The organism is Bradyrhizobium hipponense (assembly GCF_008123965.1).
GTDB lineage: Bacteria > Pseudomonadota > Alphaproteobacteria > Rhizobiales > Xanthobacteraceae > Bradyrhizobium > Bradyrhizobium hipponense.
Genome location: NZ_VSTH01000045.1, coordinates 17693 through 44453 on the forward strand (window position 1 = coordinate 17693; position 26761 = coordinate 44453).

A 26761-nucleotide genomic window follows, 5' to 3' on the forward strand; every position below is an offset into this window, starting at 1 on the left:
GCCGTCTCGAACCATGACGGCCCCTATTCCTCCCGCGGCCATCTTTCGAGACGACCGCTCCGCGGTCTCTCCGGGATGAGGACCGTATGTGCCGGAGGCGCCTACTTCCCCGCCGCCTTGCGCAGCGCGTCGTTGATGCGATCCTGCCAGCCGGGCCCGCCCGCCTGGAAATGCTCCAGCACGTCCTGGTCGATCCGCAAGCTGACCTGCTCCTTGATGCCGGGTACGACAGTCTTCTTCACTGGCGCCTCGGCGACCTTGGCCGTCACCTTCTTGAACGCTGCTTCGGCTTCGGAGCGCGCGTCGCCCAATGTCCGCGGCCGCCTCGGTTGATCCGCCATGTGCTAGATTCCTTCAAAGAGAGCGGTCGAAAGATAACGCTCGGAGAAGGACGGCACTATAGCCAGGATGGTTTTTCCCTCAGCTTCCGGCCGTTTGCCGATCTGGAGGGCCGCAGCGATCGCGGCGCCCGTGGAGATGCCGCCCGGAATGCCCTCGTGGCACGCCAGCGACCGCGAGAATTCGATCGCCGTCGTCGAGTTGATCTTGACGATCTCGTCGATCACGGAGCGGTCGAGAATGTCGGGCACGAAGCCGGCGCCGATGCCCTGGATCTTGTGCGGGGTGTGCTGCCCACCCGAGAGCACGGGGCTTTCCTCCGGCTCGACTGCCACCACCCGCAACGAGGCCTTGCGCGGCTTGAGTACCTGGCCGACGCCGGTGATTGTGCCGCCGGTCCCGACGCCGGCGACGAAGAAATCGATGTTGCCGCCGGTGTCGTTCCAGATCTCCTCGGCGGTGGTGCGGCGATGCACCTCGGGATTGGCGAGGTTCTTGAACTGTTGTGGCATTACCGAATTCGGCGTCGTCTTCAAGAGCTCCTCGGCCGCGGCGATTGCGCCATTCATGCCCTGCGCTGCCGGCGTCAGCACCAGTTCGGCGCCGAGAAACGCCAGCATCTTGCGCCGCTCGATCGACATGGATTCCGGCATCACCAGCTTGAGCCGATAGCCGCGTGAGGCAGCCACGAAGGCCAGCGCGATGCCTGTATTGCCGGAGGTCGGCTCGATCAGCACGGTATCCGGGTTGATAATCCCCGCCTTCTCCATGGCGATGATCATGGCTGCGCCGATGCGATCCTTCACGCTTGCAGCCGGATTGAAATATTCAAGTTTTGCCAAAATTGTCGCGTTCACGCCGTGCATGCCCGGCAGCCGGCGCAAGTGTACGATCGGCGTGTCGCCAAAAGCCTCGACGATCGAATCATAAATCCGGCCGCGGCCGGGTTGGTGCGCTGCACCCGCGTTGGACGATGCGTCCATGATGAACTCCCTGTGGCAACAATCGGCGCGCTGATCGCAGCTTTATGCAGTTGCAGACAGCCTGTCACGACACGCAAGCAATGCGGCACATGTTAAATACGCTGCATCGCAAAATCGCGTGAGCTGTAATTATCAGAAATCGACGCATTTGTGTTGCGACCTCGTCAACTGATTCTGCTTATGTTAGACTTACGTCTTAAAGCAGAGAGGTCACCACGATGTCAGCTGTCGCTGAAGTGTTGTCGACCATCGCACCGAGCCGCGATCCGCGTTGCAGCGAGTTGCCGACCTGTCCCGTCTGCGCCGACTCCATGGTCGCAGCCGAAGCCTCTGCGTATGTTTCCGACCACGTGATCAGCTATCTCTGGACGTGCGACACCTGCGGCTACGGCTTTGTGACCAAACACGCCGTCAAGCAGCGATTCCTCTGCAACTGATCTTTGCGGTTTGAGCAAGATCTCCGCGCAAACGCGTTCCACGTTTGTCGCGGGGAAAAACCGCTCCACACCTTTCCGGATCATGTCTAGCGCGGGGCGATGTCGCCGCTCGCCCAGTCTTCGCGCGTGCGCTGATAGAACTCCTCGAACTTTCCGTGTGCGATCGCGTCCCTGATGCCCTGCATCAGGAACTGGTAGTAAGCGATATTGATCTCGGACAGCAGCATCGCGCCCAGCGTTTCGCCGGCCTTGACCAGATGGTGCAGGTACGCGCGCGCGCAGTTACGCGTCGAGGGCCATGCGCTCTCGTCGTCGAGGGGACGCGGATCGTCGGCATGCCGCGCATTGCGCAAATTGACCTGGCCGAACCGGGTGAAGGCAACGCCATGCCGGCCATTGCGCGTCGGCATCACGCAATCGAACATGTCGATGCCGCGCTTCACCGCCTCGAGGATGTCGTCGGGGGTGCCGACGCCCATGAGGTAACGGGGTCGGTCGGACGGCAGCGCCGGCGCGGTCTCGTCGATCATCGCCAGCATCACGGCTTGCGGCTCGCCGACGGCAAGGCCGCCGATGGCATAGCCGTGGAAGCCGATCTCGACGAGGCCTTGGGCGCTGGCATGACGAAGCTGCGGCACGTCGCCGCCCTGCACGATGCCGAATAGCATGTAGCCCGCGGGCGCGCTCTCGAACGCGCGCTTGCTTCGCTCGGCCCAGCGCAGCGACAGCCGCATCGCGCGCTCAATGTCGTCGCGCTCGGCCGGCAGCCGCACGCATTCGTCCATCTGCATGGCGATGTCGGAGCCAAGGAAACGCTGCACCTCGATCGAGCGCTCCGGCGACAGCTCGACCTTGGCGCCGTCGATATGCGAGCGGAAGGTCACGGCATGCTCGCTGACCTTGCGCAGGTCCGACAGCGACATCACCTGGAAGCCGCCGGAATCCGTGAGCATCGGCCCGTTCCAGCCGGTGAACCTCTGCAAGCCGCCGAGCGCCGCGATCCGCTCGGCCCCCGGACGCAGCATCAAATGATAGGTGTTGCCGAGCACGATGTCCGCGCCGGCCTCACGCACCTCGCGCCAGTGCATGCCCTTCATCGCACCGGCGGTGCCGACCGGCATGAAGGCGGGCGTCCGCACCACGCCCTGCGGCGTCGTCAGGCGCCCTGCGCGCGCGGCGCCATCGGTGGCGAGCAGTTCAAAATGATTGGGACGACTGTCAGTGGGAAGACTCATGGCGGTGCTTATTGCGTGTCGGGAGAGGCCAATCAACCGCCCAATTCTCAGCCGCGGCAGTCCTGCCCGCCCGAGGCCGGACACAATTGAACCGTGCGAGCGCCCGCACATGACCGCTTGTTAAACAAAACGATACGGTATAGTTCTATCAGCGGGGGCCAAGGTGGGAATGCCAGCGCTTGGCGGAAACGCCCGGCGGCGTAGCGTAGACGGTGATTGACCGCGGATGCCTTCCTCTTGTGCCCAGACTGAAACGATCCTCTCCCCCGCCCGGATGAGGAGGACCGGCCTTCGCCTGCTCGGGTCCGCCGTGCTCGCGTACAGCCTAGCGCTGGGCGCCTGCACGACGCTGCCGCGGACGCCCTACACCACGGCCGATGCCAGCAGTTCACGCGTGCTCGATATCGACGGTTTGAGGCGCTACACCGACGAGCCCATCACGAAGTTCAACTTCCCGGCGACGAGGAGCTATCTGGCGCTCTCCGGCGGCGGGGCCGATGGCGCCTATGGCGTCGGTGTGCTGAACGGCTGGACAGCAGCTGGCACCCGCCCGACCTTCTCGGTCGTCTCGGGGGTGAGCACCGGCGGCCTGATCGCGCCCTTTGCGTTTCTCGGGCCGCAATACGACGACACGCTGAAGGACGTCTACACCAGCGGCATCGCGGAGAGCCTGCTGAACGACCCGAGCATCATGCGGGTGCTGTTCGGATCCGGCCTGTTCGGCAATACGCGGCTGCGCGAGCTGGTGGCGCGCTATGTCGGGCCGGAGATCCTGGCGCAGGTCGCGCGCGAATATGGCAAGGGCCGGAGGCTGCTGGTGGTCACCACCGATCTCGACACCCAGCGCACCGCCATCTGGGACATGGGCAAGATCGCCGCGGTCGGCACGCCCGAAGCGCTCAAGCTGTTTCGCGACGTGATGGCGGCCTCCGCCAGCATTCCGCTGGTGTTTCCGCCGATCCTGATCGAGGCTGAAGGCCAGGGACACAGGTTTCAAGAGATGCACGTCGACGGCGGCGTGACGGCCCCGGTGCTGACACTGCCGGAGGCCCTGCTATTCCAGGGGCGCCTGCCCGGCAACGCGAAGATGGACATCTACATCCTGGTCAACAAGAAGATCGAGCGCAACTTCGAGCTCGTCGCAAACGGCACGATCGACGTCGCTTCGCGCAGCCTGTCCTCGATCACGCAGTCGCAGACGCGCTCCATCATCTTCTCGACCTACGATTTCGCCAAGCGCAACCAGCTGGGCTTCCACCTCTCCTACATCGCGCGCGACTATCCGGCACCGGCCTCGGAAGGGTTCGATACCGGCTATATGCGGGCGCTGTATCAGTACGGCTACGAGAAAGCCGCAGCCGGCCAGGCCTGGACTTCGACACTCCCGTGAGACCGCGCCTGGGAACGACGCCGTACCGAGACCGTTGAGGATATGGCCAATTCGGCCAGATTCGCCATGACGCCCCGGCTGCCGCGCGTTATAGAGCAATGACGATTGTCAGGAACGCGCAGGAATCATCGGGCATGGGATTGACCGCGACCAGGACAAGGCCAGCAGCGCCGCGGCGCGAAGTGCCGAAATCTCGCGGCGGCCGGCCGACGAAAAGCGCCGCGATCGAGCGTGATCAGCGGCTGATCGAGGTCGCCACCCGCCTGTTCCTGGATCGCGGTTTTGACGCGACCTCACTCGATGCGGTCGCTGAAGCGGCCCGGGTCAGCAAGCCCACAGTCTATGCCCGTTACGGCGACAAGCGCGGATTGTTTGCCGCCGTATTCAGGCGCGAGATCGAGCGTTGGCTTGCGCCGCTGTCCGCAGCCGCCGAGATGCAGCTCGGCAGTTCGTCCAGTGTCTCGGCCGAACAGCGCCTGGTGGAGATCGGGCGGGAGATGCTGACCTTTACTTGCGGACCCGACGCCATGGCCTTCAGCCGCATGATGACGTCACAGGCCATCAATTTTCCCGACATCGCCAAGCTCGGCAAGGAAGAAGGTTGGCTCAAGGCTGTCGCCACGACCGCGCGCTTCTTCGATCATTTGGTGGCGCAAGGCGCCCTCGACGTCGAGGACACCACCATTGCGGCCGAAGTGTTTCTCGACGTCGTCGTCGGCCACACTCACCGCATGGCGACGTTTGGAATGCCGACGGAAATCAAATCCGCCGAAAAGCGGATGCGCGCGGCAATCAGGCTGTTCCTGGCCGGTGCGCTCGGGCCTGCGGACCGCGTCCAGGATGCCGCCAAAGCTGCGCGGCGGCGCCGCCCCACCCGCTGACAATTCCGTGAGCTTGCGATCTATCCCACGGGGCTCACGGTTGCGCCGTTGACCAAAATAAAACGATACGGTATGGTTTTGTTATAAGCGAGCCCGGGCCCTTTTTCACCAGCCCCAAAAGCGGTGCGGACCGCCTTTCAGACTTAGGTCGCCGCGACGGGTGCAGCCCGTTGCGACGATCCGCGGCCGGCCACTGCCCATGGTCGGCCGCGACTTTCTTTGCGATCGTCCGGCCATCGGCCGGCCAAAGGTTTTGAACATGCCAGATATATCGAGCATGAAGGCGGCACGATTACGCTCCTGGAAGTTGCTCGCGATCGCCCTGTCGGGGCTGCTGATCGCAGCTCCGGCGCGCGCGATCGGCACGGCCGACGGCACGCCTACCACTCTCAACAGCCAGATAGATGGTGATGCCGAGGCCGACCGCCAGACCGTGAGCCGCGAGATCGAACGCTTCCGCAGCTCGTCGATCTCGCTCCGCCAGGCCATGGCCATTGCCGAAGCGCGGCACGCCGGCGCCACCACTGCGGATGTGAGTTTCGATGGCGGCGCGGGTGTGCCGGTCTACAGGGTCAAGACCCTGCACAATGATCGCATCTGGCGCCATACCATCAATGCCTCGACCGGCGAGCTCGTTGGCGGGGAAGCCGCCCTTCCCCTGACCGAGCTCGACCTGGACGATCGCAGCAATCTCGCAGCGCTCGGTGCCATCAGGCACCGCCTCGCGGATGCGGTACGCGTCGCCGAGCAAGCGGCATCCGGCAGGGCCATCAGCGGCGGTCTGGTGCGCGAACGGGGACGGCTGAATTTCGCGATCGTCGTCATCAGCGGCGACGACCTCAAGGAGGTCATCCTCGAGCCTCCGGGCGCCCGGGCAAGATAGCGTCGAGGTCCCGCCCTCGGCCACAATCGCGCCGAAAAGCCATTGACGGGCGCAAAACTCTCCCGCATAAGTCGCCGCCATGTTCGCGACCACCAAACGCACGACCAAAACCACCACGGCCTTCGGGGCCCGGGGAGGCGTGCGCGCGTAGTCGTCGACTAAAACGCATCAGCTCTACCGAAGCCCCGCCCACGATGGTCCGGGGCTTTTTTGTTGTCTTCAGCTCACAGCATGATCCGGAAAAGTGGAATCCGGTTTTCCGACAAGATCATGCTCAACTTGAATGGAGGAGAATGTGAGTAACGATCCCGTCGTCGCGATTGTCGGCGTCACCGGTGCGGTGGGCGCCGAATTCATCGCCACCATGGACAAGCGCGGCTTTCGCATCAGTAAGCTCAAGGCACTGGCAAGCGCGCGGTCGGCCGGCAAGACGGTATCGTTCCGCGGCCAGAACGTCGTCATCGAGGAGCTGACCGAGCGCGCCTTCGAGGGCGTCGACATCGCGCTGTTCTCCGCCGGTGGCGGCATTTCGAAGCAGTACGCGCCAATCGCGGTCAAGGCAGGCGCCGTCGTGGTCGACAACTCCTCCGCCTTCCGCATGGATCCGAACGTGCCGCTGGTGATCCCTGAGATCAACGCGAAGCGCATCCGTGACCACAAGGGCATCATCGCCAACCCGAACTGCGCGGCGATCACCGCGCTGGTGCCGCTCTGGCCGATCCACCAGAACAACCGCATCAAGCGCGTGATCATCTCGACCTACCAAGCCGCCAGCGGCGCCGGCGCCGCGGCAATGGATGAGCTTGTCGAGTCCACCCGCGCCAATCTCAACGGGCAGGTCTATACGCCCAAGGTGATGCCGCACCCCTATGCCTTCAACCTCTTCAACCACAACACCGCGATCGATCCCGAGACCGGCTATAATGATGAGGAGACCAAGGTCATCAACGAGACCCGCAAGATCTTCGAGGACGAGACTATCGCCATCGGTGTCACCTGCGTCCGCGTGCCGGTGCTGCGTGCCCATTGCGAGGCCATCACCTTCGAATGCGAAAAGCCGATCACCGAGGACCAGGTCCGCGCCATCATGGCGCAGGCACCCGGCGTGAAGATCGTCGACGACCGCGCCAAGAACTACTTCCCGATGCCGATCGATGCCTCGGGTCAGGACGACGTCCTGGTTGGCCGCATCCGCAAGGACCTCAGCGATCCCTCGGGGCATTCGATCTCGATGTTCGTGTCGGCGGATCAGCTGCTCAAGGGCGCAGCGCTGAACGCGGTGCAGATCGCCGAACTGCTGCCGCAGCGGGTCATGGCGTAGCGGGTATCGTAGGGTGGGCAAAGCGAAGCGTGCCCACCTTCACTTTCCATGAACTTGATGGTGGGCACGGCGCGACGCGCCTTTGCCCACCCTACTGCTCCGCCCGAAATAGCAAGCACGCATCGCCATACGAATAGAACCGGTAGCCATTCGCGATCGCGTGCGCATAGGCCTGCTTCATCGTCGCGAGGCCGGAGAACGCCGACACCAGCATGAACAGTGTCGACTTCGGCAGGTGGAAATTGGTCAGCAGGATATCGACCGCGCGAAAGCGATAGCCCGGCGTGATGAAGATCGAGGTCTCGGCCGCGAAGGGCTGGATGGTGCCGTCCTCGGCGGCGGCGCTTTCCAAGACCCGCAGCGACGTGGTGCCGACAGCGACGATGCGGCCGCCGTTCTTCCGCGCGGTGTTGAGCCTCTCCGCCGTCTCCGCCGAGATCGTCCCCCACTCGGCGTGCATCTTGTGGCCTTCGGTGTCGTCCACCTTCACGGGCAGGAACGTCCCTGCCCCGACATGCAGCGTGACGCGGTTGATGCCGACGCCGCGGTCGCGCAGCGACTGCTCCAACGCAGGCGTGAAATGCAGGCCCGCAGTCGGCGCGGCGACGGCACCTTCATGCGCCGCGAACATCGTCTGGTAATCGGCGAGGTCCTGATCGTCCGGCGTGCGCTTGGAGGCGATGTAGGGCGGCAGCGGCGGGCTGCCGACATCCGCAATTGCCTGGTCGAGCGCCGGGCCGTGGAACGAGAACGACAGCGTCACCTCGCCTTCGGCGCCCTTGGCCTCGACCTCGGCGTCGAGATGGCCGAGCAGGCAGACCTTGCCTTCATTGCCGAAACGGACGCGGTCGCCGGCAACTAGTTTCTTGGCGGGCTTCACCAGCGCCTGCCAGCGCGAACCGTCGAGGCGCTTGATCAGCGTGGCCTCGATCTTCGGCTCGGTCTCGCGGCCGATGCGGCGGCCCCTCAGCTGCGCCGCGATCACCTTGGTGTCGTTGACGACGAGCTGGTCGCCCGGCTTCAGCCATCGCGGCAGGTCCGAGATGGCCTGATCGCGCAGCGCGCCGTTCTCCACGACCAGCATCTTCGCGGAGTCGCGCGGATGCGCTGGGCGCAAGGCGATGCGCTCAGCAGGCAAATCGAAGTCGAAGAGGTCGGTGCGCATGATTGGTGCCTGGCGCAACGCAGCCCGCCCCTCATGGTGAGGAGGCGGGTAGCGCCGTCTCGAACCATGAAGGCCGAACTGCAGCAGCGGGGGCCTTCATCCTTCGAGACGCACGTTCCGCACTCCTCAGGATGAGGGTCGAGCGCCTACGCCGCGTCCGCCGCCATCCGCGCCTTGACGATCTTGTCGGGGTTCTGCACCGGCTCGCCGCGCTTGATCTTGTCGACGTTCTCCATGCCCTCGGTGACCTTGCCCCACACCGTGTACTGGTTGTCGAGGAAGCGGGCGTCGTCGAAAACGATGAAGAACTGGCTGTCGGCGGAGTCGGGGCTAGCCGCACGAGCCATCGAGGTAACGCCGCGCACATGCGGTTCCTTGTTGAACTCAGCCTTCAGCTTCTTACCCGAGCCGCCGGTGCCGGTGCCGTGCGGGCAGCCGGTCTGCGCCATGAAGCCGTCGATGACACGGTGGAACACGATGCCGTCGTAGAAGCCTTCGCGCACGAGCTCCTTGATGCGAGCAACGTGGCCGGGAGCGAGGTCGGGCCGCATCTCGATAGTGACGGGGCCCTGCGTGGTTTCGAGGATCAGGGTGTTTTCGGTGGCGCTCATATTCGTCTCTCTTGGGTTGGGGGTGAACTCTTCCGGTTGCGAAACTGGATCGCGAATGGACGCCCCGCAGCGGCGCCGGCCATCGCATCGGTAAATGGCATCGGCGTGCAGCGTTGCAATGCCTCCATCACCGCGATCCGGTATTGCAGCCGGTCATCGTCGGAGGCCTCAGCGGATTCATAACTAATCCTCGGATGGCCCAGAATGTTTCCGTCCCGGTTGAAGCTCACGACGACGGTGATGTCGATGGGGCGAGCCTTGGCCACCGGGGGCGGCTTCCAGCAGGTGCGCAGATGCTGGAATATCTCCTGGATGGTATTGATCCGCGCGTCCTCGGCGGCCGCACCGAAGGTGCCGAGCAGAAGCGCCGCGGCAGCTACCAGCAGCTTGTCGCCGCAACGCGCCATCGCCTCTCCTATTTAATGTCGGAAGCGACCTGCACTTTCACCATCTTGTCGGGATCGGTGACTGTGCCGCCGCTCGAACCGGGAGGAGCCTTCTTCAGCTTGTCGACGACGTCCATGCCCTGCACGACTTCGCCGACCACGGTGTATTGATTGTCGAGGCTGCCGCCGTCGGCGAACATGATGAAGAACTGCGAGTTGGCGGTATCGACGCTGTCGCCGCGCCGGGCCATGCCGACGATGCCGCGTGCGAAATGCACCTTGGAGAATTCCTGCTTCAGGTTCGGATATTTCGAGCCGCCGGTGCCGTTGAAGTTCTGGCCGTCGCCGGTCTGCGCCATGAAGCCGTCCATCACGCGGTGAAACGGCACGTTGTTGTAATAACCCTCGCGCGCGAGCTGCTTGATACGCTCGGCGTGTTGGGGCGCAAGATCGGTCCGCAGCTTGATGACGATGCGCCCCTTGGTGGTGTCGATGACGATGGCGTTGGCCTTGTCGAGACCCGCCGGCAGGGTCTGTGCGCCGGCCGGGACCGCGCCGAGGAGCGCGGCAAACATCGTGGCAAGGATTGCGAGACGACGGATCATGAAAACTCCGGATCAGGTGAGATGAAGAAGCGCCGTTACCCAGCGAATTTGGCCTTGAGCAGGCTTGCGACGAGCGGCGGCACGAATGTCGAAACATCGCCGCCCATGGCTGCGATCTGGCGCACCAGTGTGGCGGTGATCGGGCGGACCATGGGGGACGCCGGCAGGAAGACCGTGTGCACCTCCGGCGCCATGGCCTCGTTCATGCCGGCGAGCTGCATCTCGTAGTCGAGATCGGTGCCGTCGCGCAAACCGCGAATCATGATGGTCGCGCCATGCTTGCGCGCGGCGGTCACGGAAAGGTCGTCAAAGGTGGTGGCCTCGAGAGCACAGCCGGCCGCGGCCGCCAGCGGCCCGCAGATGTCGTGGAGCATCTGCAGGCGCTCCTCGGTCGAGAACAGCGGCTCCTTGCCGGGATGGACCCCGATCGCGACCACCAGCCTGTCGCAGAGGGGAACGGCATGCCGGACCACGTCCAGATGGCCGTTGGTGATGGGGTCGAAGGAACCCGGATAGAAGGCGATGCGCGGCATGGCTTTCTCCTACCGCGCCCGGCCCGGCCCGGCAAGCCGGGCAGGTTTCTGCCCGTTTTCCGCAAAACCATGTCGGAATCCCCCGGTTTGTTTCGTCCTGGGAGCGGCGACGAAACAAAGGAAACGCGAACGAAACCATTTCACGCGCCCGCGAAGACGTCCGGAAACTGGCCATGGTTACTAATCCGGCCAACAAATGACAGGCCGCACACTGGGCGTAGCGGCCACATCACAGGGGACCGTCAATGATCAAGGCTCTTTCAGCGATCGCACTCTCCGCATGTGTTGCCGCTGCCCTCACTCTTCTGCCCGGCTTTGCTCCGACCGTCGAAGCCAGCGTGCCGCAGGCCCTCGCCAAGAGCGACCGCCTCGACATCCGCACCATCGGCAAGGACTGCTCGCAGCAGGCCTGGCCGAACTTTGAAGCCTCCTGCCTGCGCCGCGCCGGCACCAAGACCAATGTCCGCGAGGCTCGCCTCGTGAGCGCCGACCGCACTCCGTAGTCGGGTCTGTCAGCTCCGCGTCATCTCATCCCAGTATGAACCCCATGGATATTTGCGACGTCTCGTCGCAGACTGGCTGATGCTCGCGCCCGGCGGAATGGCCCGTTGGGCGCGAACCCATTGAGGGGTCGCTTTTGTCCAGTACACCCGCTGTCGCTTCCGGCCATCATCCTGATCCGCTGCCGCTTGCCATGACCATGGGCGCCCTCGGGGTGGTCTACGGCGATATCGGCACCAGCCCCCTCTACGCCCTAAAGGAAGCCGCCAAGGCGGCCGCCCATGGCGCCACCCTCGCTCCCGAAGCTGTCTTGGGGGTTGCCTCGCTCATCCTCTGGGCGCTGCTGCTGATCATCTCGCTGAAATATGCGCTCTTGATCCTGCGCGCGGACAATCGCGGCGAAGGCGGCATCGTCGCGCTGCTGGCGCTGCTGCACGCCCGCCACGCCCAATCAGGCACGTGGCGCGCCCACCTGTTGGTGGTCGGCCTCGTCGGCGCCGCCCTGCTCTATGGCGACGGCGCGATCACCCCGGCAATCTCTGTGCTGAGCGCCATCGAAGGCCTCAAGGTGGATGCGCCCTCGCTCGCGCCGGCGGTGGTGCCCGTGACCATTGCCATCCTGGTCGGCCTGTTCATGATGCAGAAGCAAGGCGCGGGCTTTATTGGCCGCATCTTCGGGCCGGTGATGATGGCCTGGTTCATCGTGCTCGCCGCGCTGGGCATCCACGGCATCGTCAAGGCGCCGGCAGTGCTGGTCGCGCTCAGCCCGCTCTATGCGTTCGACTTCCTGATTCACCAGGATTTCCACGTCTCCTTCGCGATCCTGGGCGCCGCCTTCCTGGCGGTGACCGGCGGCGAGGCCATGTATGCCGACATGGGGCATTTCGGCCGCTTTCCGATCCGGCTCGCCTGGTTCACGGTCTGCCTGCCTGCGCTGGTGCTGAACTATTTCGGCCAGGCTGCGCTCCTGATCACCGATCCCACGATGATCGAGAATCCGTTCTTCCAGCTCTGCCCCGATGCCCTGCACTATCCGCTGGTCGCCTTCTCCACGGTGGCGACCGTGATCGCCTCGCAGGCGATCATCTCGGGCGTGTTCTCGCTGACGCAGCAGTCGATTCAACTCGGCTTCCTGCCCCGCATGCAGATCCGCCACACCACCAGCGACGCGATCGGCCAGATCTACGTGCCGCTGGTAAACTGGCTGCTCGCGGCCGCAACACTCGGCGCGGTCCTGAGCTTCGGCACCTCCGATGCGCTGGCTGGCGCCTACGGCATCGCGGTGTCGCTGTTGATGGCGATCACCACGCTGCTGGCCGCCCTGGTCGCGATCCAGTGGGGCTATTCGCCGTGGCTCGTGGTTGCCGTGAACGGCTTCTTCTTCGTGATCGACGTGATCTTCTTCTCGGCCAATTCGATCAAGCTGTTCGAGGGCGGCTGGTTCCCGCTGCTGCTCGCCGGCCTCGTCGCATTCCTGATGCTGACCTGGCGCGCCGGCGTGAAGCTGGTCGAGGCGGCGCGCGCGAAGCTGCGCCAGCCCGAGGAGGATTTGATCGAGACCGCGGTCAACAAGTGTAGCGCCCGCCTTCCCGGCACCGCCGTGTTCCTCGCCTCGGCACCGAAAGGTGTGCCGCTGGCGCTGACGCAATTCGTCAAGCACAACCACGTTCTGCACGAGCGTGTCGTCCTCGTCACCGTCCTGATTGAGGAATTGCCGCACATTGCCGACGAGGAACGCGCCGAGGTGATCGAGATCATCCCCGGCATCACCCGCGTCATCCTGCATTACGGCTTCATGCAGAACCCGACCATCTATGAGGGGCTGACGCTCACCTGCCGGCAGGGCAAGCTGCCCGGCATCGACCTCTCCGACATCACCTATTACGTCGGCCGCGAGACCATCATCCCGCGCGAAGATGTCCCGGGCATGTGGGTTTGGCGCGAAACCCTGTTCGCCTTCCTCCAGCGCAACGCCGAACGCTCGGCTGCGTTCTTCGGCGTGCCGACCAGGCAGGTGGTGGAGTTCGGTACGGAGCTGGAGATTTAGCCGACGCGTTGCTCGCACCGTGTAGCGACTGCGCGCAGCGACGCGACGCCGACACAGGTTGCGAGAAGACCCGAGCCCACGAGCGCGCCGGCGCGCCGAGCGCTGGAGGCGTTGGCTTCAGCAAAACAGCGTCCGCTGCGGGATCGCTGTTGAAATTGCTCGTTGGCGAATTGGAACCAGGTGGATCGCCTTTCGGTTGGTGCCGGCGAGATCAGGATCCTGGGCTGGTGCTCCACCATGAACTCTGGCGCCAACGTCACATTCAGCAACTTGCGCGCTCTCGTCATCCTGATCGTGGTCGCCTTCCATTCGGCTCTTCCCTACCTCGCCTCTCAGCCGCCGCATCCGTTCGCCTTCGACGCGCCGCCCTATCGATGGATCGCGTTTCCGATCGTCGATCGCGAACGCTGGTTCGGGCTGGACCTGTTCTGCGCATGGCAAGACGTCAGCTTAATGTCCCTGATGTTCCTTTTGGCGGGCCTGTTCACCCCGCATGGCCTGATCCGCAAGGGTGGCGCCGCCTATCTCGCGGAGCGCTGGTGGCGAATCGGATTGCCCTTCGTTCTCGCGGTCGCCCTTCTCAGTCCGGTAGCGTACTACGCGTCGTATCTAACGACCGCGACCGACCCATCGCCTGCGGCGTTTTGGCAGCACTGGCGCGCTTTACCGATGTGGCCCTCGGGCCCGCAATGGTTCTTGTGGCAGCTTCTGCTGCTCAGCGGACTGGCTGCTGCACTGCATGAGATCGTGCCATCGTGGCCACGGGCCGCGAGCCTAATCATCGCCAAGTGCGGCGATCGTCCGCTGCTCTTCTTCGCAGGTCTGACCAGTCTCTCGGCACTGGCCTATGTCCCGCTGGCGATGATCTTTACGCCGTGGGAATGGACCTTTTTCGGCCCATTGTCTTTCCAGCTAAGCCGCCCGCTCCACTATCTCCTCTATTTCTCCGCGGGACTCGCCATCGGCGGCTACGGCTGTAATCGCAGTATCTTCCGCACCGACGGCCCCCTCGCGCGCCGCTGGCCAGCCTGGGTTGCAGCAGCATTCGCCTGCTTTGCAGTATGGGGCGGGCTGACCTCGCTGACGATGCCGGACTGGAATGCAAGCCCCCCGGCATATCGTCTCGCCGCGGCCTTCGCCTTTCCCTTTGCATGCGCAACAGGCGTTATCGCTTTCGTGGCGAGTTCGTTGGCATTGTTGCGTCGCCGTTCGGCGCTCGCCGACAGCCTTTCGACCAATGCCTACGGCATCTACCTCACGCATTATCCGTTGGTGCTGTGGCTGCAATATGCACTGCTCGGCACGAGCCTGAATGCCGTCGCCAAAGCCACATTCGTCCTCATCGTGGCGCTGGTTCTAAGCTGGGCCGCGAGCGGATACCTGACCGTGAGCGCGAGACTGCTGGTCCACCGGCATCCACGATTTTCGGACAAGGGCGCTATCTCAGATCAACCTCGATGACGGAAACGCCCATGTCACTGGTCCCGACGCTCGCGTCCCGCAATCTCTTCCACGATCGCCTGCGTTTTGTCGCGACGCTCATCGGAATCGTGTTTTCGGTCGTCCTGGTGATGATCCAGATGGGCCTGTTCCTGGGCTTCGGTCGCATGGTGACGACGATGATCGACCATGCGTCAGCCGATCTCTGGGTGTTGCCGAAGGGAGCGAAATGCTTTGAGGATCCCTCGCTGCTGGATGCGAAGCTGCGCGATAAGGTCACGTCCGTCGATGGCGTCGCCTCCGTGGTCCCGCTGGTCATCGGCTTCTCGGACTGGCGCCTCGAGAGCGGCGAGACGACACCCGTCTTCGTTGTCGGCGCCGATTTGCGTGACGGAAGCCTGAGGCCGTGGAACGTGGTCGAGGGCGACGTCCGCGCGCTTTCGCAAAATGGAGCCGTGATCGTCGACCGCTCCTACTACGATCGCCTCGGCGTCTCAAAAATCGGATCAACGGCCGAGATCCGCGGCCGCCACGTCAAGGTCGTGGCCTTAACCGACGGCATCCGCTCCTTCACCACGACACCCTACGTCTTCGTGGACCTGAAATACGCTCGCACCTACACCGGAACCTTTCCCGATCGCGCCAGCGATCTCCTGGTTCGCCTCAAGCCCGACGCCGATCGCGACACAGTCCTTAAGGCCGTCCGAGCTCTGGTTGGTGAGCATGAGGTGCTTACCACAGATGAATTCCGCAGCCGTAGCCGCTCGTTCTGGCTGTTCGGGACGGGCGCCGGCGCTGCACTGTTTGCCGGCGCATTGCTCGGAGTGATCGTCGGCACCGTCATCGTCGCGCAAACCCTCTATTCGAGCACCAAGGATCACCTCAGCGAATTCGCCACCCTGCGGGCAATGGGTTCGTCGAATGGATATATCTACAGGGTCATCATCTATCAGGCGCTCCTCAACGCGATCATCGGCTTCGTCATTGCGACTGCGATTGGCACTGTCGTTGTGGAGATGACTGCCAAGAGCGCGTTGCCGATCGTCATCACGCCGTGGCTGATTGCAGCTCTGTTCGTGCTGACGGTCGTGATGTGCGTGGCATCGGCGATCGGCGCAATCGTGCGTGTGGTGCGGATCGATCCAGCAACGGTATTCATGCGATGAGCGAAATCATCATTGAGGCTACCGGGATCAAGAAAACGCTTGGGCAGGGCGCTGGCGAGGTGAAGGCGCTGCGCGGTATCGACCTGACGCTGCGGCGCGGCGAGTTCACGCTGCTGATGGGGCCGTCAGGCAGCGGCAAGACGACGCTGCTGCTCGTTCTCGGATGCATGCTGGCACCAAGTTCGGGTACGCTCACTGTGTGTGGCATGCCTACGTCCGGGGTCGACAAGGAGGGACTGGCCAGAATCAGGCGCGACCATATCGGCTTTGTGTTCCAGTCCTATCATCTGTTTCCGACGCTCACTGCTGCGCAGAACGTGCAACTCGCCCTCGACATCCGTCACGAGCGTGGGCGCAAAGCCGGCAAACGGGCGCGGGAAGCGCTGAACCTAGTTGGTCTGGCGCAAAAGGCCGATACCTTGCCGGGCGAGCTCAGCGGCGGTGAGCAGCAGAGGGTCGCGATCGCGCGAGCTTTTGTCGCCAATCCCTCCGTCATTCTCGCCGACGAGCCAACCGCCGCGCTCGACGGCAACAACGGGCGAAGCATCATGCGAATTCTCGCCGATGCAGCACATCAGCGCGAGCGCGCCGTGCTCGTCGTGACCCATGATCCCCGGGTCATTCCTTTTGCGGATCGCATCGTCGAGATCGAGGACGGCCTGCTGGTCGACACCGGATCCGGCGGACCCGAGCGGCTGCATTTGCCAAAGGCCGCCGCATTCAGGCCGTAAGGCCCCAGCGAAATGAAGCAAGAGGACGCATCATGAGCCTGCGCGCCGAAATGTTGCGCCTCGGCATCCGCATGTTCCTGAAACGGCACGGTCAGCCATTCGATGTCGGGACGTGGCGGGCAAACATGCATCGCATGGAGCGATGGGTGCCTCGTCCACCACGCAGCACCAGAACAAGCGTCGTGCAGGCCAGTCACCTCAGACTACACCGGATCGCGACCCCGACATCGCGGCCCGGGCGCAACGTGCTATATCTTCACGGCGGCGCCTATATTTCGGGCGCGCCGATCTACTACCGGCATTTCACCTGGCGCATTGCCGATGTGACCAGGTCGACGGTCTGGGCGCTCGAATATCGCCTCGCCCCCGAACATCCATTTCCGGCCGCACTGGACGATGCCGTGGCGGGTTTTCTCTGGCTCGCCAGCGAGGCGGGCGATCCAAGCCAACTGTTCGTGATGGGTGATTCGGCCGGTGGAGGATTGGCCCTGTGCCTTCTCATGAGGCTGCGTGACGAACGCAAGCTGCTTCCTGCCGCCGCGGTTGCCATGTCGCCCTGGACCGATCTGGCGCTCACCGCGCCCTCGTTGACAGAGAATGCCGCGTCAGATCCGATGTTGAACGTGCACGATATTCCGGAATTCGTGCGCTGTTATCTGGCAGGCGCCGACCCGTATAGCCCCCATGCATCGCCGCTCTATGGCGAGGCGTCCGGACTTCCGCCGGTGCTGATCCATGTCGGAAGCGACGAGATCCTGCGGGATGACGCGGTCCGCATGGCCGACAAGCTGAAAGAGAGTAATCCGCGGAGCCGGCTGGAGGTCTGGCCGCGCATGCCGCACGTTTTCCAGCTCTTCGTCCCGGTGCTACCGGAAGCCCATGCAGCCATCGCGCAGATCGGAAAATTCATCTCCAACCTGCCTTGCGATCCAATTTTGCTGACTTCCCGGCCTACCTAGGCCCCGCTGCCGTTCCCATTCTCCCCGTTCCCGCTCTCCGCCTCTTCCGTAATGTGTTCGACCGAGACGACGTGCTCGTCCTCGGCGGTGTTGAACACGATCACGCCTTGCGTCGAGCGGCCGGCGATACGGATACCTTCGACCGGGCAGCGGATCAGCTGGCCCTTGTCGGTGACCAGCATGATCTGGTCGGCGTCCTCGACCGGGAACGAGGCTACGAGGTTGCCGTTGCGGTTGTTGACGTTCATGGCGACGATGCCTTTGCCGCCGCGGCCCGTGGTTCGGTACTCGTAGGACGAGGTCCGCTTGCCGAAGCCGTTGACGGAGACGGTCAACACGACCTGCTCCTGCGCCGACATCTCGATATAGCGTTCCTGCGCGAGCTGGAAGCTGCCCGAGGTCTCCTCGGCCTCGACATCCACTGCTGTCTCCTCCGCCGCCGCTTCGCCGGCCACGGCGCGGCGCATCTTCAGGTAGGCCGAGCGTTCGTCCGAAGTGGTCTCGACATGGCGCAAAATCGCCAGCGAAATCACCTTGTCGCCCTCAGCCAGCGCGATGCCGCGCACGCCCATCGAGGTGCGCCCGGTGAACACGCGCACGTCGGTGACGGGGAAGCGGATGCACTGGCCGCCGGCGCCGGTGAGCAGCACGTCGTCGTGCTCGGTGCAGATCTGCACGTCGACGATCGCTTCATTGTCGTCGAGCTTCATGGCGATGATGCCGGAGCGGCGGACGTCGACGAAGTCGGACAGCTTGTTGCGGCGGACATTGCCGCCGGTGGTCGCGAACATCACGTCGAGGTTGCCCCAGGTCGATTCATCCTCCGGCAGCGGCATGATGGTGGTGATGCGCTCGCCCTGCTCCAGCGGCAGGATGTTGATCAGCGCCTTGCCGCGTGCGTTCGGCGCGGCCATCGGCAGACGCCAGACCTTCTCCTTGTAGACCTGCCCGCGCGAGGAGAAGAACAGCACCGGCGTATGCGTGGAGGCCACGAACAGCCGGCTGACAAAATCCTCGTCGCGGGTCTGCATGCCGGCGCGGCCCTTGCCGCCGCGGCGCTGCGCCCGATAGGCCGAAAGCGGCACGCGCTTGACATAGCCGGCGTGCGACACGGTGACCACCATGTCCTCGCGCTGGATCAGGTCCTCGTCCTCGACCTCGCCCTCCTGCTCGATGATCACGGTCCGGCGCGGGGTCGCGAACTCGGCCTTCACCTCGGCAAGCTCGGTCTTGACGATATCAAGCACGCGAGCGCGTGAGCGCAGGATGTCGAGATAATCGGCAATTTCGCCGGCGAGCGTGTCGAGCTCTTCGCGGATCTCGTCGCGGCCGAGTGCTGTGAGGCGCTGCAGGCGCAGATCGAGAATAGCCCTGGCCTGCTCCATCGACAGCCGGATCGTGCCGTCCTCGCTGATGCGGTGGCGCGGGTCATCGATCAGGGTCAGCATGTCCTCGACGTCCCGGGCCGGCCAGTCGCGCGACATCAGGGTGTCGCGTGCTGTGGTCGGGTCCGGTGAGGTGCGGATGACGCGAATCATTTCGTCGATATTGGCGACAGCTATCGCCAGGCCGACCAGGATATGCGCGCGGTCGCGCGCCTTGCCCAGTAGGAACTTGGTCCGCCGCGTGACGACCCGCTCACGGAAGTCAACGAAGATGGCGAGCAGGTCTTTCAGATTCATGATCCGCGGCCGACCGCTGTCGAGCGCAACCATATTGACGCCGAAGCTCGTTTGCAGCGGCGTGAATCTGTAGAGCTGGTTCAGCACCACGTCGGGCACAGCGTCGCGTTTCAGCTCGATGACGACGCGGAAGCCGTCGCGGTCGGATTCATCGCGCAGATCGGCGATGCCCTCGATCTTCTTCTCCTTGACCAGCTCGGCGATGCGCTCGACCATCGTCGCCTTGTTCACCTGATACGGAATTTCGGTGACGATGAGCGCCTCACGCTCCTTGCGAATGGTATCGATCGTGACCTTGCCGCGCATCATCACCGAGCCGCGGCCGAGGTGATAACCGGCGCGGATGCCGGCGCGTCCGAGAATGACGCCGCCAGTTGGAAAATCCGGTCCGGGAACGATGTTGATCAGCTCGTCAATGGTGAGCGCGGGATTGTCGATCAGCGCCACGCAGGCATCGATGACCTCGCCGAGATTGTGCGGCGGAATGTTCGTGGCCATTCCGACTGCGATGCCGCCCGCGCCGTTGACCAGAAGGTTCGGGAACTTGGCCGGAAGAACCGACGGCTCGGTCTCGTTGTTATCGTAGTTCGGCTGGAAATCGACGGTGTCCTTGTCGATATCTGCCAGCAGAGCCAGCGCAGACCGGGTGAGACGCGCTTCGGTGTAACGATACGCGGCAGGCGGATCGCCATCGACCGAGCCGAAATTGCCCTGGCCGTCGATCAGCGGCACGCGCATCGAGAAGTCCTGCGCCATGCGGACCATCGCGTCGTAGATCGACTGGTCGCCGTGCGGGTGATACTTACCGATGACGTCGCCGACCACGCGGGCGGACTTGACGTACTTCTTATCCGGCGTGTGCCCCTGCTCGTGCATCGAGTACAGGATGCGGCGGTGCACCGGCTTCAGTCCGTCGCGGGCATCGGGCAGCGCACGCGCCACGATCACGCTCATGGCGTAATCGAGGTAGGACTTTTTCATCTCCTCGAAGATGGAGACGGGGCGAATGTCCGAGGGTTGCGCCGGCTGGTCGCCGGGCTTCTTGTCGTCGTCAGCCAAAGGGGAATCCGGTGAGTATTTATCTGGGAATCATATAGCGCATCGAAGCCCTCATAACCACCCTTGCGAAGTTCAGGGAAGCGCTTTTTCCGACTGTTTTTCCAGAGACTTACGCGCTCCCCGCCACGGCGTTCAGCGGGCTGGAACGGATTGTCCGGAGCCGCCCGGCAGACCCTGAAAATCACGCCGTGCATGATGCGCCGTGGCCCCGGCGCGGACAGACCCGCCACTACCAAAACGCGAGCAAGATCGTGATCCGGTAATGGTCGCGCTCGCGCCGCGGATGGGGCTGTGGCGAATGGCGCTGTGGCCCAGCGGCCTCAGGCCGTGGGCGCAAGCCTCGTCCAGCGTCAAACTGAGGCAAGGGATGAGGCTAGCCCGAGAACCACACCCTCACCCGCGAATTGGTGCGAACTCCTGTCGTTCTGCGCGCGGCAGCCGGAGGAGGAATGCTGCGCCTCAGAACGGGATATCGTCGTCCATGTCGCTGTTGCGGCCACCTCCAGCGGCGGCCACCGGGCGGCGCGGCGCGCTGCTGACGGGACCAGAGGAGCCGAAATCGCCGCCCGGCTCATCGCCAAAGCTGCCGCCTCCGCCACCGCTGCGACCGTCGAGCATCGTGAGGGTCGAGTTGAAGCCCTGAAGCACCACCTCGGTCGAGTACTTCTCCACACCGCTCTGGTCGGTCCATTTGCGGGTCTGAAGCGCGCCCTCGACGTAAATCTTGGCGCCCTTCTTCAGGTACTGTTCGGCAACCTTGCACAGACCTTCATTGAAGATCACGACACGGTGCCACTCAGTCTTTTCCTTGCGCTCGCCGGTCGCCTTGTCGCGCCAGGTCTCCGAGGTCGCAACGCTCAAATTCGCAATCGGCCGCCCGTCCTGAGTGCGCCGGATCTCCGGATCCTTGCCGAGGTTACCGACCAGAATGACCTTGTTGACGCTTCCCGCCATCGCCGCTCTCCACTCCGAATGCCACTGAATTCAAAAGGCCGGGCCGCGCGCCCGCGCTCCGCCGCCACCCTGTCGGGGACCCTATACGCTTCGCAGGGGCCGATCAGCCCGTATCCCCTCAGGTTATCCCCACATATAGCACGGATCTGAATTCTGTTCCAGATTTGTTCTTCGGAGGCTGATGCACGAATCCAGGACACCAGGGCTTGCTCCGTGACCGAAAAATTCGCGGCGCCGGATGGAACTTATTTGGGTTCCCGCAAACGAGTAAAAACAACTTAACATTCATCGTGTTAGAGGTGTCTCGAATGCTCGCGACTGTTGCATTTCGGAAACGGACTCTGCCACTCGATTGGGCTAGCCTTGCCTCGCAGTTAATTCATGGGCGTTGCGCCTGATCCGCCGCTTCGAGGGTCTCGAGAAGCGGACGACAATGGGGAGACTTGCAATGAACAAGATTTTACTTGGTGCAATCGGTGCGGTGGCGTTGGGGCTGTCGGCTCCCGCAAGCGCGGCGGATCTCGCCGCGCGTCCCTACACCAAGGCTCCGGCGCCGATGGTCGCCACCATCTATGACTGGAGCGGCTTCTACATCGGCATTAACGGCGGTGGCGGCTCGAGCCGCAACTGCTGGGACTTCGTGACTCCGGTAACCGGCGTTCTCGTGACCGATGGCTGCCATGACGCGACCGGCGGCACAGTGGGTGGCCAGATCGGGTACCGCTGGCAGTCCGCGAATTGGGTGTTCGGTGTCGAAGGCCAAGGCAACTGGGCGGACTTCCGCGGAGACAACATCAGCCCGACTCTAGCGGTTCAGCAGGATCGTACGCGAATCGATGCTTTCGGCCTGATAACCGGCCAGGTTGGCTATGCCTGGAACAATGTGTTGCTCTACGTGAAGGGCGGCGCTGCGGTGGTTAACGACAAATATGACCTTCTCGTCGCACCAGGGTTCGTAGGTGCCGGTACGGTGTTCGGCTCGACTCGCGAAACCCGCTGGGGCGGCACCGTCGGTGCGGGCCTCGAGTTCGGCTTCGCTCCGAACTGGTCTGTAGGCTTCGAGTACGATCACATTTTCCTCGGCAATCGTAACGTCGACTTCACGTTTGGCGGTGCGTTCGTTCAGACCGAGCGCATCCGTCAGGACGTCGACATGGGCCTCATCCGCGTCAACTATCGCTGGGGCGGTCCGGTGATCGCGAAGTACTGAGATCCCTCCTATACTGCTCACGATCAAAAGGCCGGCCTCGCGCCGGCCTTTTTGCTGCACAGGCGGCGCGAATAGGGCAGCCAGCACCACCTTTCAGCATACTGTGGCTTTTCGGGTACACAACTTGCGGCTTCAATGATGTATGCACGACATCAGTTGGACCACAGCGTCCGATGTCTTTCCGCTCGCGGAAGGCAACAACAGAAACTGGGACTGGGATTAAGTTGAAAATGGAAAAGGTTTTGTTGGCTTCGGCCTGTTTGTTCGCACTCGCCGCTCCGGCTTCGGCCGCCGATCTCGCGGCTCGCCCCTACACCAAGGCTCCGGTGGCTGTGGCCTCGGTCTACAACTGGACCGGCTTCTACATCGGTATCGTCGGCGGCGGCGCTTGGGAGAACGGCTCGGGCGACCCGAAGATGAAGGGCGGCTTCGTCGGCGGCACTGCCGGCTACAACTGGCAGACCGGCAACGTCGTGTTCGGTGTCGAGGCTGATGGCGCCTGGGCTGACGTCAGCGCTTCGGCGACCGGTGCGACCGTTGTCCCCGGCTTCGGCGTTGTCACCGCCACGGCGAGCTCGAAGACCGATGCCATGGGCACCGTGCGCGGCCGCATCGGCTACGCCGTCAATCAGGTCCTGTTCTACGGCACCGGCGGTTACGCCTGGATCGACAACAAGATCACTCTCTCTGCGCTCGGCGTCACCGCCTCGGACAGCAAGTGGCACTCCGGCTGGACCGTCGGCGCGGGCGTCGAAGCGTTCTTCGCTCCGCAGTGGTCGGTCAAGGGCGAGTACCTCTATCGCAGCCTCGGCGGCGAGACCTACTTCTCGGGCGCCCTGCCCACCGGCACGCTCAACTTCCACACCGTGCAGGTCGGCCTGAACTATCACTTTGGGGGCCCGGTCGTCGCGAAGTACTGATCTTCGCTACCGACGCCATTGCGTTACGAAAGGCCGGCCTTGCGCCGGCCTTTCTGTTTTTGCGAGACTCGCAGCGGCGCGCCATCGCGCGGTTCCGGACGCCGCTGCTGCCAGATGCCGCCAGCGCGCCAACAATCCGTTGACGATTCGCAACTCGCACTGGAAATCCATCTCCGTTCTTCCTACGTTCGCTGACATACCCATCGGCGCCGTACCCGGTTCCGGGCGAAGCGCGCCTACAGCGTTGGCGCGATCGCGCGTCTTTGGGATTCCTTGAGGACCACCAGGATGGATGAAGTGATCAAGGCGAAGCGCCAACAGCAGAACGCGGGCTCAAGCCTGCGCGCAATTACGATCCGTGGCGCGCGCGAGCACAACCTCAAGAATGTCGACGTCGAGATTCCCCGCGACAAGCTCGTGGTGTTCACCGGCCTCTCCGGCTCCGGCAAATCCTCGCTCGCCTTCGACACCATCTATGCCGAGGGCCAGCGCCGCTACGTCGAATCGCTTTCGGCCTACGCCCGCCAGTTCCTGGAGATGATGCAGAAGCCGGACGTCGACCAGATCGACGGCCTGTCGCCGGCGATCTCGATCGAGCAGAAGACGACCTCGAAGAACCCGCGCTCCACGGTCGGCACCGTGACCGAGATCTACGACTACATGCGCCTGCTCTGGGCGCGCGTCGGAGTGCCCTACTCGCCTGCCACCGGCCTGCCGATCGAGAGCCAGACCGTGTCGCAGATGGTCGACCGCGTGCTGGCGCTGCCCGAGGGCACCCGCCTCTATCTGCTCGCCCCGGTCGTGCGCGGCCGCAAGGGCGAGTACCGGAAGGAGATCGCCGAATGGCTCAAGAAGGGGTTTCAGCGCGTCAAGATCGACGGCACCTTCTACGAGCTCGCCGAGGCGCCGACGCTCGACAAGAAATTCCCGCATGACATCGACGTCGTCGTCGACCGCATCGTGGTGCGGCCCGACATCGGCCAGCGCCTCGCCGAAAGCTTTGAGACCGCGCTGAAGCTCGCCGAGGGCCTCGCGGTCGTCGAGTTCGCCGACGCGCCGGCGGCAGCGGCGCCGGCGGAAGAGAAAAAGAAGACCGCAAAGATCCACGACAAGAGCGGTCCCGAACGCATGCTGTTCTCGGAAAAGTTCGCCTGCCCGGTTTCCGGCTTCACCATTCCCGAGATCGAGCCCCGACTGTTTTCCTTCAACAACCCCTACGGCGCCTGCCCCGCCTGCGGTGGGCTCGGCGTCGAGCAGCATGTCGACGAGGATCTCGTCATTCCCGACAAGGACGTGACGTTGCGCAAGGGCGCGATCGCGCCCTGGGCCAAATCGTCATCGCCCTATTACGTGCAGACGCTGACCGCGCTCGGCAAGCACTACAAGTTCACGCTCGACACCAAGTGGAAGGATCTTGCGAAGAAGACTAAAGACGCGATCCTCTACGGCTCCGGCGAGGACGAGATCAAGTTCTCCTACGAGGATGGGGTGCGTTCCTATGACACCAAGAAGCCGTTCGAGGGCGTCATCACCAACATCAACCGCCGCTATCGCGAGACCGAGAGCGAATGGGCGCGCGAGGAGCTGGCGAAGTATTTCCACGACGTGCCCTGCGAGGCCTGCAAGGGCTTTCGGCTGAAGCCGGAGGCGCTCTGCGTCAAGATCGGCGGCAAGCATATCGGCGACATCTCGGAGCTGTCGGTCAAGGGCGCCGGCGCCTGGTTCGAGACCGTGCCGGAGGCGCTGAACACCCAGCAGAACGAGATCGCCGGCCGCATCCTCAAGGAGATCCGCGAGCGCCTGACCTTCCTGCTCGACGTCGGCCTCAACTATCTCACCCTGTCCCGCTCGTCCGGCACGCTGTCCGGCGGCGAGAGCCAGCGCATCCGCCTCGCCTCCCAGATCGGCTCGGGGCTGACTGGCGTGCTCTATGTGCTGGACGAGCCGTCGATCGGCCTGCACCAGCGCGACAACGCGCGCCTGCTCGACACGCTCAAGCGTCTGCGCGATCTCGGCAACACCGTGATCGTCGTCGAGCATGACGAAGATGCGATCCTGCTCGCCGACCATGTCCTGGACATCGGTCCCGGCGCCGGCATGCATGGCGGCAACATCATCGCCGAGGGCACGCCCGCCGAGATCATGCGCAACTCAAAGTCACTCACGGGCAAATATCTCACCGGCGAGCTCGAGGTCGAGGTGCCGGAGCGGCGCCCGCCGAACCATCGCCGCACCATCAAGGTGGTGAACGCGCGCGGCAATAACCTCAAGAACGTCACCGCTGAGATTCCGCTCGGCCTGTTCACCTGCGTTACCGGCGTTTCCGGCGGCGGCAAGTCGACGCTCTTGATCGACACGCTCTACCGCGCCATCGCCCGCAAGCTGAACAACGCCAGCGAAGGCGCAGCCCCACACGACCGCATCGAGGGCCTCGAGCACATCGACAAGATCATCGACATCGACCAGTCGCCGATCGGCCGCACCCCGCGCTCCAACCCCGCGACCTACACCGGCGCCTTCACGCCGATCCGCGAGTGGTTCGCCGGCCTGCCCGAATCCAAGGCGCGCGGCTACGAGCCCGGCCGTTTCTCGTTCAACGTCAAGGGCGGCCGCTGCGAGGCCTGCCAGGGCGACGGCGTCATCAAGATCGAGATGCACTTTTTGCCCGACGTCTACGTCACCTGCGACGTCTGCAAGGGCAAGCGCTACAACCGCGAGACGCTGGAGGTCCTGTTCAAGGGCAAGAGCATCGCCGACGTGCTCGACATGACCGTCGAGGAAGCCGCCGAGTTCTTCAAGGCGGTGCCGCGCGTGCGCGAGACGTTTCAGACGTTGCACCGCGTCGGGCTCGACTACATCCATGTGGGACAGCAGGCCACCACGCTCTCCGGCGGCGAAGCCCAGCGCGTCAAGCTGGCCAAGGAGCTGTCAAAGCGCGCCACCGGCCGCACGCTCTACATCCTGGACGAGCCGACCACCGGCCTGCACTTTCACGACGTCAAGAAGCTGCTGGAAGTGCTGCACGAGCTGGTCGCGCAGGGCAACACGGTCGTCGTCATCGAGCACAATCTTGAAGTCATCAAGACCGCCGACTGGGTCATCGACCTCGGCCCCGAAGGCGGCGACGGCGGCGGCGAGATCGTCGCCTGGGGCCCGCCCGAGGATATTGCCAAGGCGCCGCGGAGCTATACCGGAAAGTTCTTGGCGCCGGTGCTGGCGAAGGCGCGGAAGCCGAAGCGGAGGCGAGCTGCGAGCGAGGCGGCGGAATAGATCTCGCTGCCTCGACCTGTGTCTCGGGAGATCATGCCGTCAATGAGTGCCAG

24 protein-coding genes are annotated in these 26761 nt (G+C 63.8%); 14 read left to right on the forward strand and 10 right to left on the reverse strand.

Going from position 1 to position 26761, the window contains the following annotated elements:
- Nucleotides 1-101: 101 nt before the first annotated feature.
- Together FXV83_RS13555 and cysK are read right to left on the reverse strand one after the other, a co-directional pair.
- Complete coding sequence (locus FXV83_RS13555) at nt 102-341, reverse strand: BrnA antitoxin family protein (protein ID WP_148739679.1); 240 nt, start codon at nt 339-341, stop codon at nt 102-104.
- A gap of 3 nt (nt 342-344) precedes the next feature.
- Nucleotides 345-1322, reverse strand: coding sequence for a cysteine synthase A (cysK, locus tag FXV83_RS13560; protein ID WP_148739681.1), 978 nt, complete (start codon nt 1320-1322; stop codon nt 345-347).
- Between the two features lie 218 nt (nt 1323-1540).
- Here cysK and FXV83_RS13565 point away from each other — a divergent pair, with 218 nt between their 5' ends.
- Complete coding sequence (locus FXV83_RS13565) at nt 1541-1759, forward strand: hypothetical protein (protein WP_148739682.1); 219 nt, start codon at nt 1541-1543, stop codon at nt 1757-1759.
- Nucleotides 1760-1845: 86 nt separating this feature from the next.
- Here FXV83_RS13565 and tgt read toward each other — a convergent pair whose 3' ends face one another.
- Complete coding sequence (tgt, locus tag FXV83_RS13570; RefSeq protein WP_148739683.1) at nt 1846-2994, reverse strand: tRNA guanosine(34) transglycosylase Tgt; 1149 nt, start codon at nt 2992-2994, stop codon at nt 1846-1848.
- Between the two features lie 274 nt (nt 2995-3268).
- Between tgt and FXV83_RS13575 the strand changes: the two genes are divergently transcribed.
- The 4 genes from FXV83_RS13575 to FXV83_RS13590 all read left to right on the forward strand — a co-directional run bounded on the left by FXV83_RS13575 (nt 3269) and on the right by FXV83_RS13590 (nt 7469).
- Entirely contained in the window at nt 3269-4384 is a 1116-nt protein-coding gene (locus tag FXV83_RS13575; RefSeq protein ID WP_347341054.1) for a patatin-like phospholipase family protein, read from the forward strand.
- A gap of 134 nt (nt 4385-4518) precedes the next feature.
- Nucleotides 4519-5265, forward strand: a complete 747-nt coding sequence (locus FXV83_RS13580; RefSeq protein ID WP_148739685.1) for a TetR/AcrR family transcriptional regulator — start codon at nt 4519-4521, stop codon at nt 5263-5265.
- A 277-nt stretch (nt 5266-5542) separates the two neighbouring features.
- A complete protein-coding gene (locus FXV83_RS13585) occupies nt 5543-6148 on the forward strand; it encodes a PepSY domain-containing protein (protein ID WP_187435883.1) in 606 nt (201 codons plus the stop codon).
- Between the two features lie 283 nt (nt 6149-6431).
- The gene (locus FXV83_RS13590; RefSeq protein WP_148739688.1) at nt 6432-7469 is read left to right on the forward strand and encodes an aspartate-semialdehyde dehydrogenase; all 1038 of its coding nucleotides are present in this window, start codon (nt 6432-6434) and stop codon (nt 7467-7469) included.
- A 91-nt stretch (nt 7470-7560) separates the two neighbouring features.
- On the opposite strand, the gene queA is transcribed toward FXV83_RS13590, so the two are convergent.
- From queA to coaD, 5 genes are all read right to left on the reverse strand, one after another.
- The gene (gene queA / locus FXV83_RS13595; RefSeq protein ID WP_148739689.1) at nt 7561-8634 is read right to left on the reverse strand and encodes a tRNA preQ1(34) S-adenosylmethionine ribosyltransferase-isomerase QueA; all 1074 of its coding nucleotides are present in this window, start codon (nt 8632-8634) and stop codon (nt 7561-7563) included.
- Between the two features lie 146 nt (nt 8635-8780).
- Nucleotides 8781-9245 (reverse strand): peptidylprolyl isomerase, encoded by a 465-nt coding sequence (locus tag FXV83_RS13600; protein WP_148739690.1) that lies wholly within the window; start codon nt 9243-9245, stop codon nt 8781-8783.
- Entirely contained in the window at nt 9242-9652 is a 411-nt protein-coding gene (locus tag FXV83_RS13605) for a hypothetical protein (RefSeq protein WP_148739691.1), read from the reverse strand. The genes FXV83_RS13600 and FXV83_RS13605 overlap by 4 nt, the downstream gene beginning before the upstream one ends.
- 8 nt (nt 9653-9660) lie before the next feature.
- Nucleotides 9661-10236 carry a peptidylprolyl isomerase gene (locus FXV83_RS13610; protein WP_148739692.1) on the reverse strand — a complete coding sequence of 192 codons (576 nt, stop codon included), beginning with the start codon at nt 10234-10236 and terminating at the stop codon, nt 9661-9663.
- A 35-nt stretch (nt 10237-10271) separates the two neighbouring features.
- Nucleotides 10272-10769, reverse strand: a complete 498-nt coding sequence (gene coaD / locus FXV83_RS13615; RefSeq protein ID WP_148739693.1) for a pantetheine-phosphate adenylyltransferase — start codon at nt 10767-10769, stop codon at nt 10272-10274.
- Nucleotides 10770-11014: 245 nt separating this feature from the next.
- Here coaD and FXV83_RS13620 point away from each other — a divergent pair, with 245 nt between their 5' ends.
- From FXV83_RS13620 to FXV83_RS13645, 6 genes are all read left to right on the forward strand, one after another.
- The gene (locus FXV83_RS13620) at nt 11015-11272 is read left to right on the forward strand and encodes a hypothetical protein (protein WP_148739695.1); all 258 of its coding nucleotides are present in this window, start codon (nt 11015-11017) and stop codon (nt 11270-11272) included.
- A 191-nt stretch (nt 11273-11463) separates the two neighbouring features.
- A complete protein-coding gene (locus FXV83_RS13625; protein WP_148739783.1) occupies nt 11464-13317 on the forward strand; it encodes a potassium transporter Kup in 1854 nt (617 codons plus the stop codon).
- A 270-nt stretch (nt 13318-13587) separates the two neighbouring features.
- The gene (locus FXV83_RS13630) at nt 13588-14778 is read left to right on the forward strand and encodes an acyltransferase family protein (RefSeq protein ID WP_187435877.1); all 1191 of its coding nucleotides are present in this window, start codon (nt 13588-13590) and stop codon (nt 14776-14778) included.
- 11 nt (nt 14779-14789) lie between these two features.
- A complete protein-coding gene (locus FXV83_RS13635; protein WP_148739698.1) occupies nt 14790-15923 on the forward strand; it encodes an ABC transporter permease in 1134 nt (377 codons plus the stop codon).
- The gene (locus FXV83_RS13640; RefSeq protein WP_148739699.1) at nt 15920-16654 is read left to right on the forward strand and encodes an ABC transporter ATP-binding protein; all 735 of its coding nucleotides are present in this window, start codon (nt 15920-15922) and stop codon (nt 16652-16654) included. The genes FXV83_RS13635 and FXV83_RS13640 overlap by 4 nt, the downstream gene beginning before the upstream one ends.
- A 32-nt stretch (nt 16655-16686) precedes the next feature.
- Nucleotides 16687-17613: an alpha/beta hydrolase gene (locus FXV83_RS13645; protein ID WP_148739700.1), complete on the forward strand. Its 927-nt coding sequence runs from the start codon at nt 16687-16689 to the stop codon at nt 17611-17613.
- On the opposite strand, the gene gyrA is transcribed toward FXV83_RS13645, so the two are convergent.
- Nucleotides 17610-20354, reverse strand: coding sequence for a DNA gyrase subunit A (gene gyrA, locus FXV83_RS13650; RefSeq protein WP_148739701.1), 2745 nt, complete (start codon nt 20352-20354; stop codon nt 17610-17612). The genes FXV83_RS13645 and gyrA overlap by 4 nt on opposite strands.
- A gap of 459 nt (nt 20355-20813) precedes the next feature.
- The gene (locus tag FXV83_RS13655) at nt 20814-21308 is read right to left on the reverse strand and encodes a single-stranded DNA-binding protein (RefSeq protein WP_148739702.1); all 495 of its coding nucleotides are present in this window, start codon (nt 21306-21308) and stop codon (nt 20814-20816) included.
- 448 nt (nt 21309-21756) lie between these two features.
- Between FXV83_RS13655 and FXV83_RS13660 the strand changes: the two genes are divergently transcribed.
- The 3 genes from FXV83_RS13660 (at nt 21757) to uvrA (ending at nt 26708) form a co-directional block, all read left to right on the forward strand.
- Nucleotides 21757-22518 carry an outer membrane protein gene (locus tag FXV83_RS13660; RefSeq protein ID WP_148739703.1) on the forward strand — a complete coding sequence of 254 codons (762 nt, stop codon included), beginning with the start codon at nt 21757-21759 and terminating at the stop codon, nt 22516-22518.
- Nucleotides 22519-22748: 230 nt separating this feature from the next.
- Complete coding sequence (locus tag FXV83_RS13665) at nt 22749-23438, forward strand: outer membrane protein (protein ID WP_148739704.1); 690 nt, start codon at nt 22749-22751, stop codon at nt 23436-23438.
- 288 nt (nt 23439-23726) lie between these two features.
- Nucleotides 23727-26708, forward strand: a complete 2982-nt coding sequence (gene uvrA / locus FXV83_RS13670; protein WP_148739705.1) for an excinuclease ABC subunit UvrA — start codon at nt 23727-23729, stop codon at nt 26706-26708.
- Nucleotides 26709-26761 lie beyond the last annotated feature (53 nt).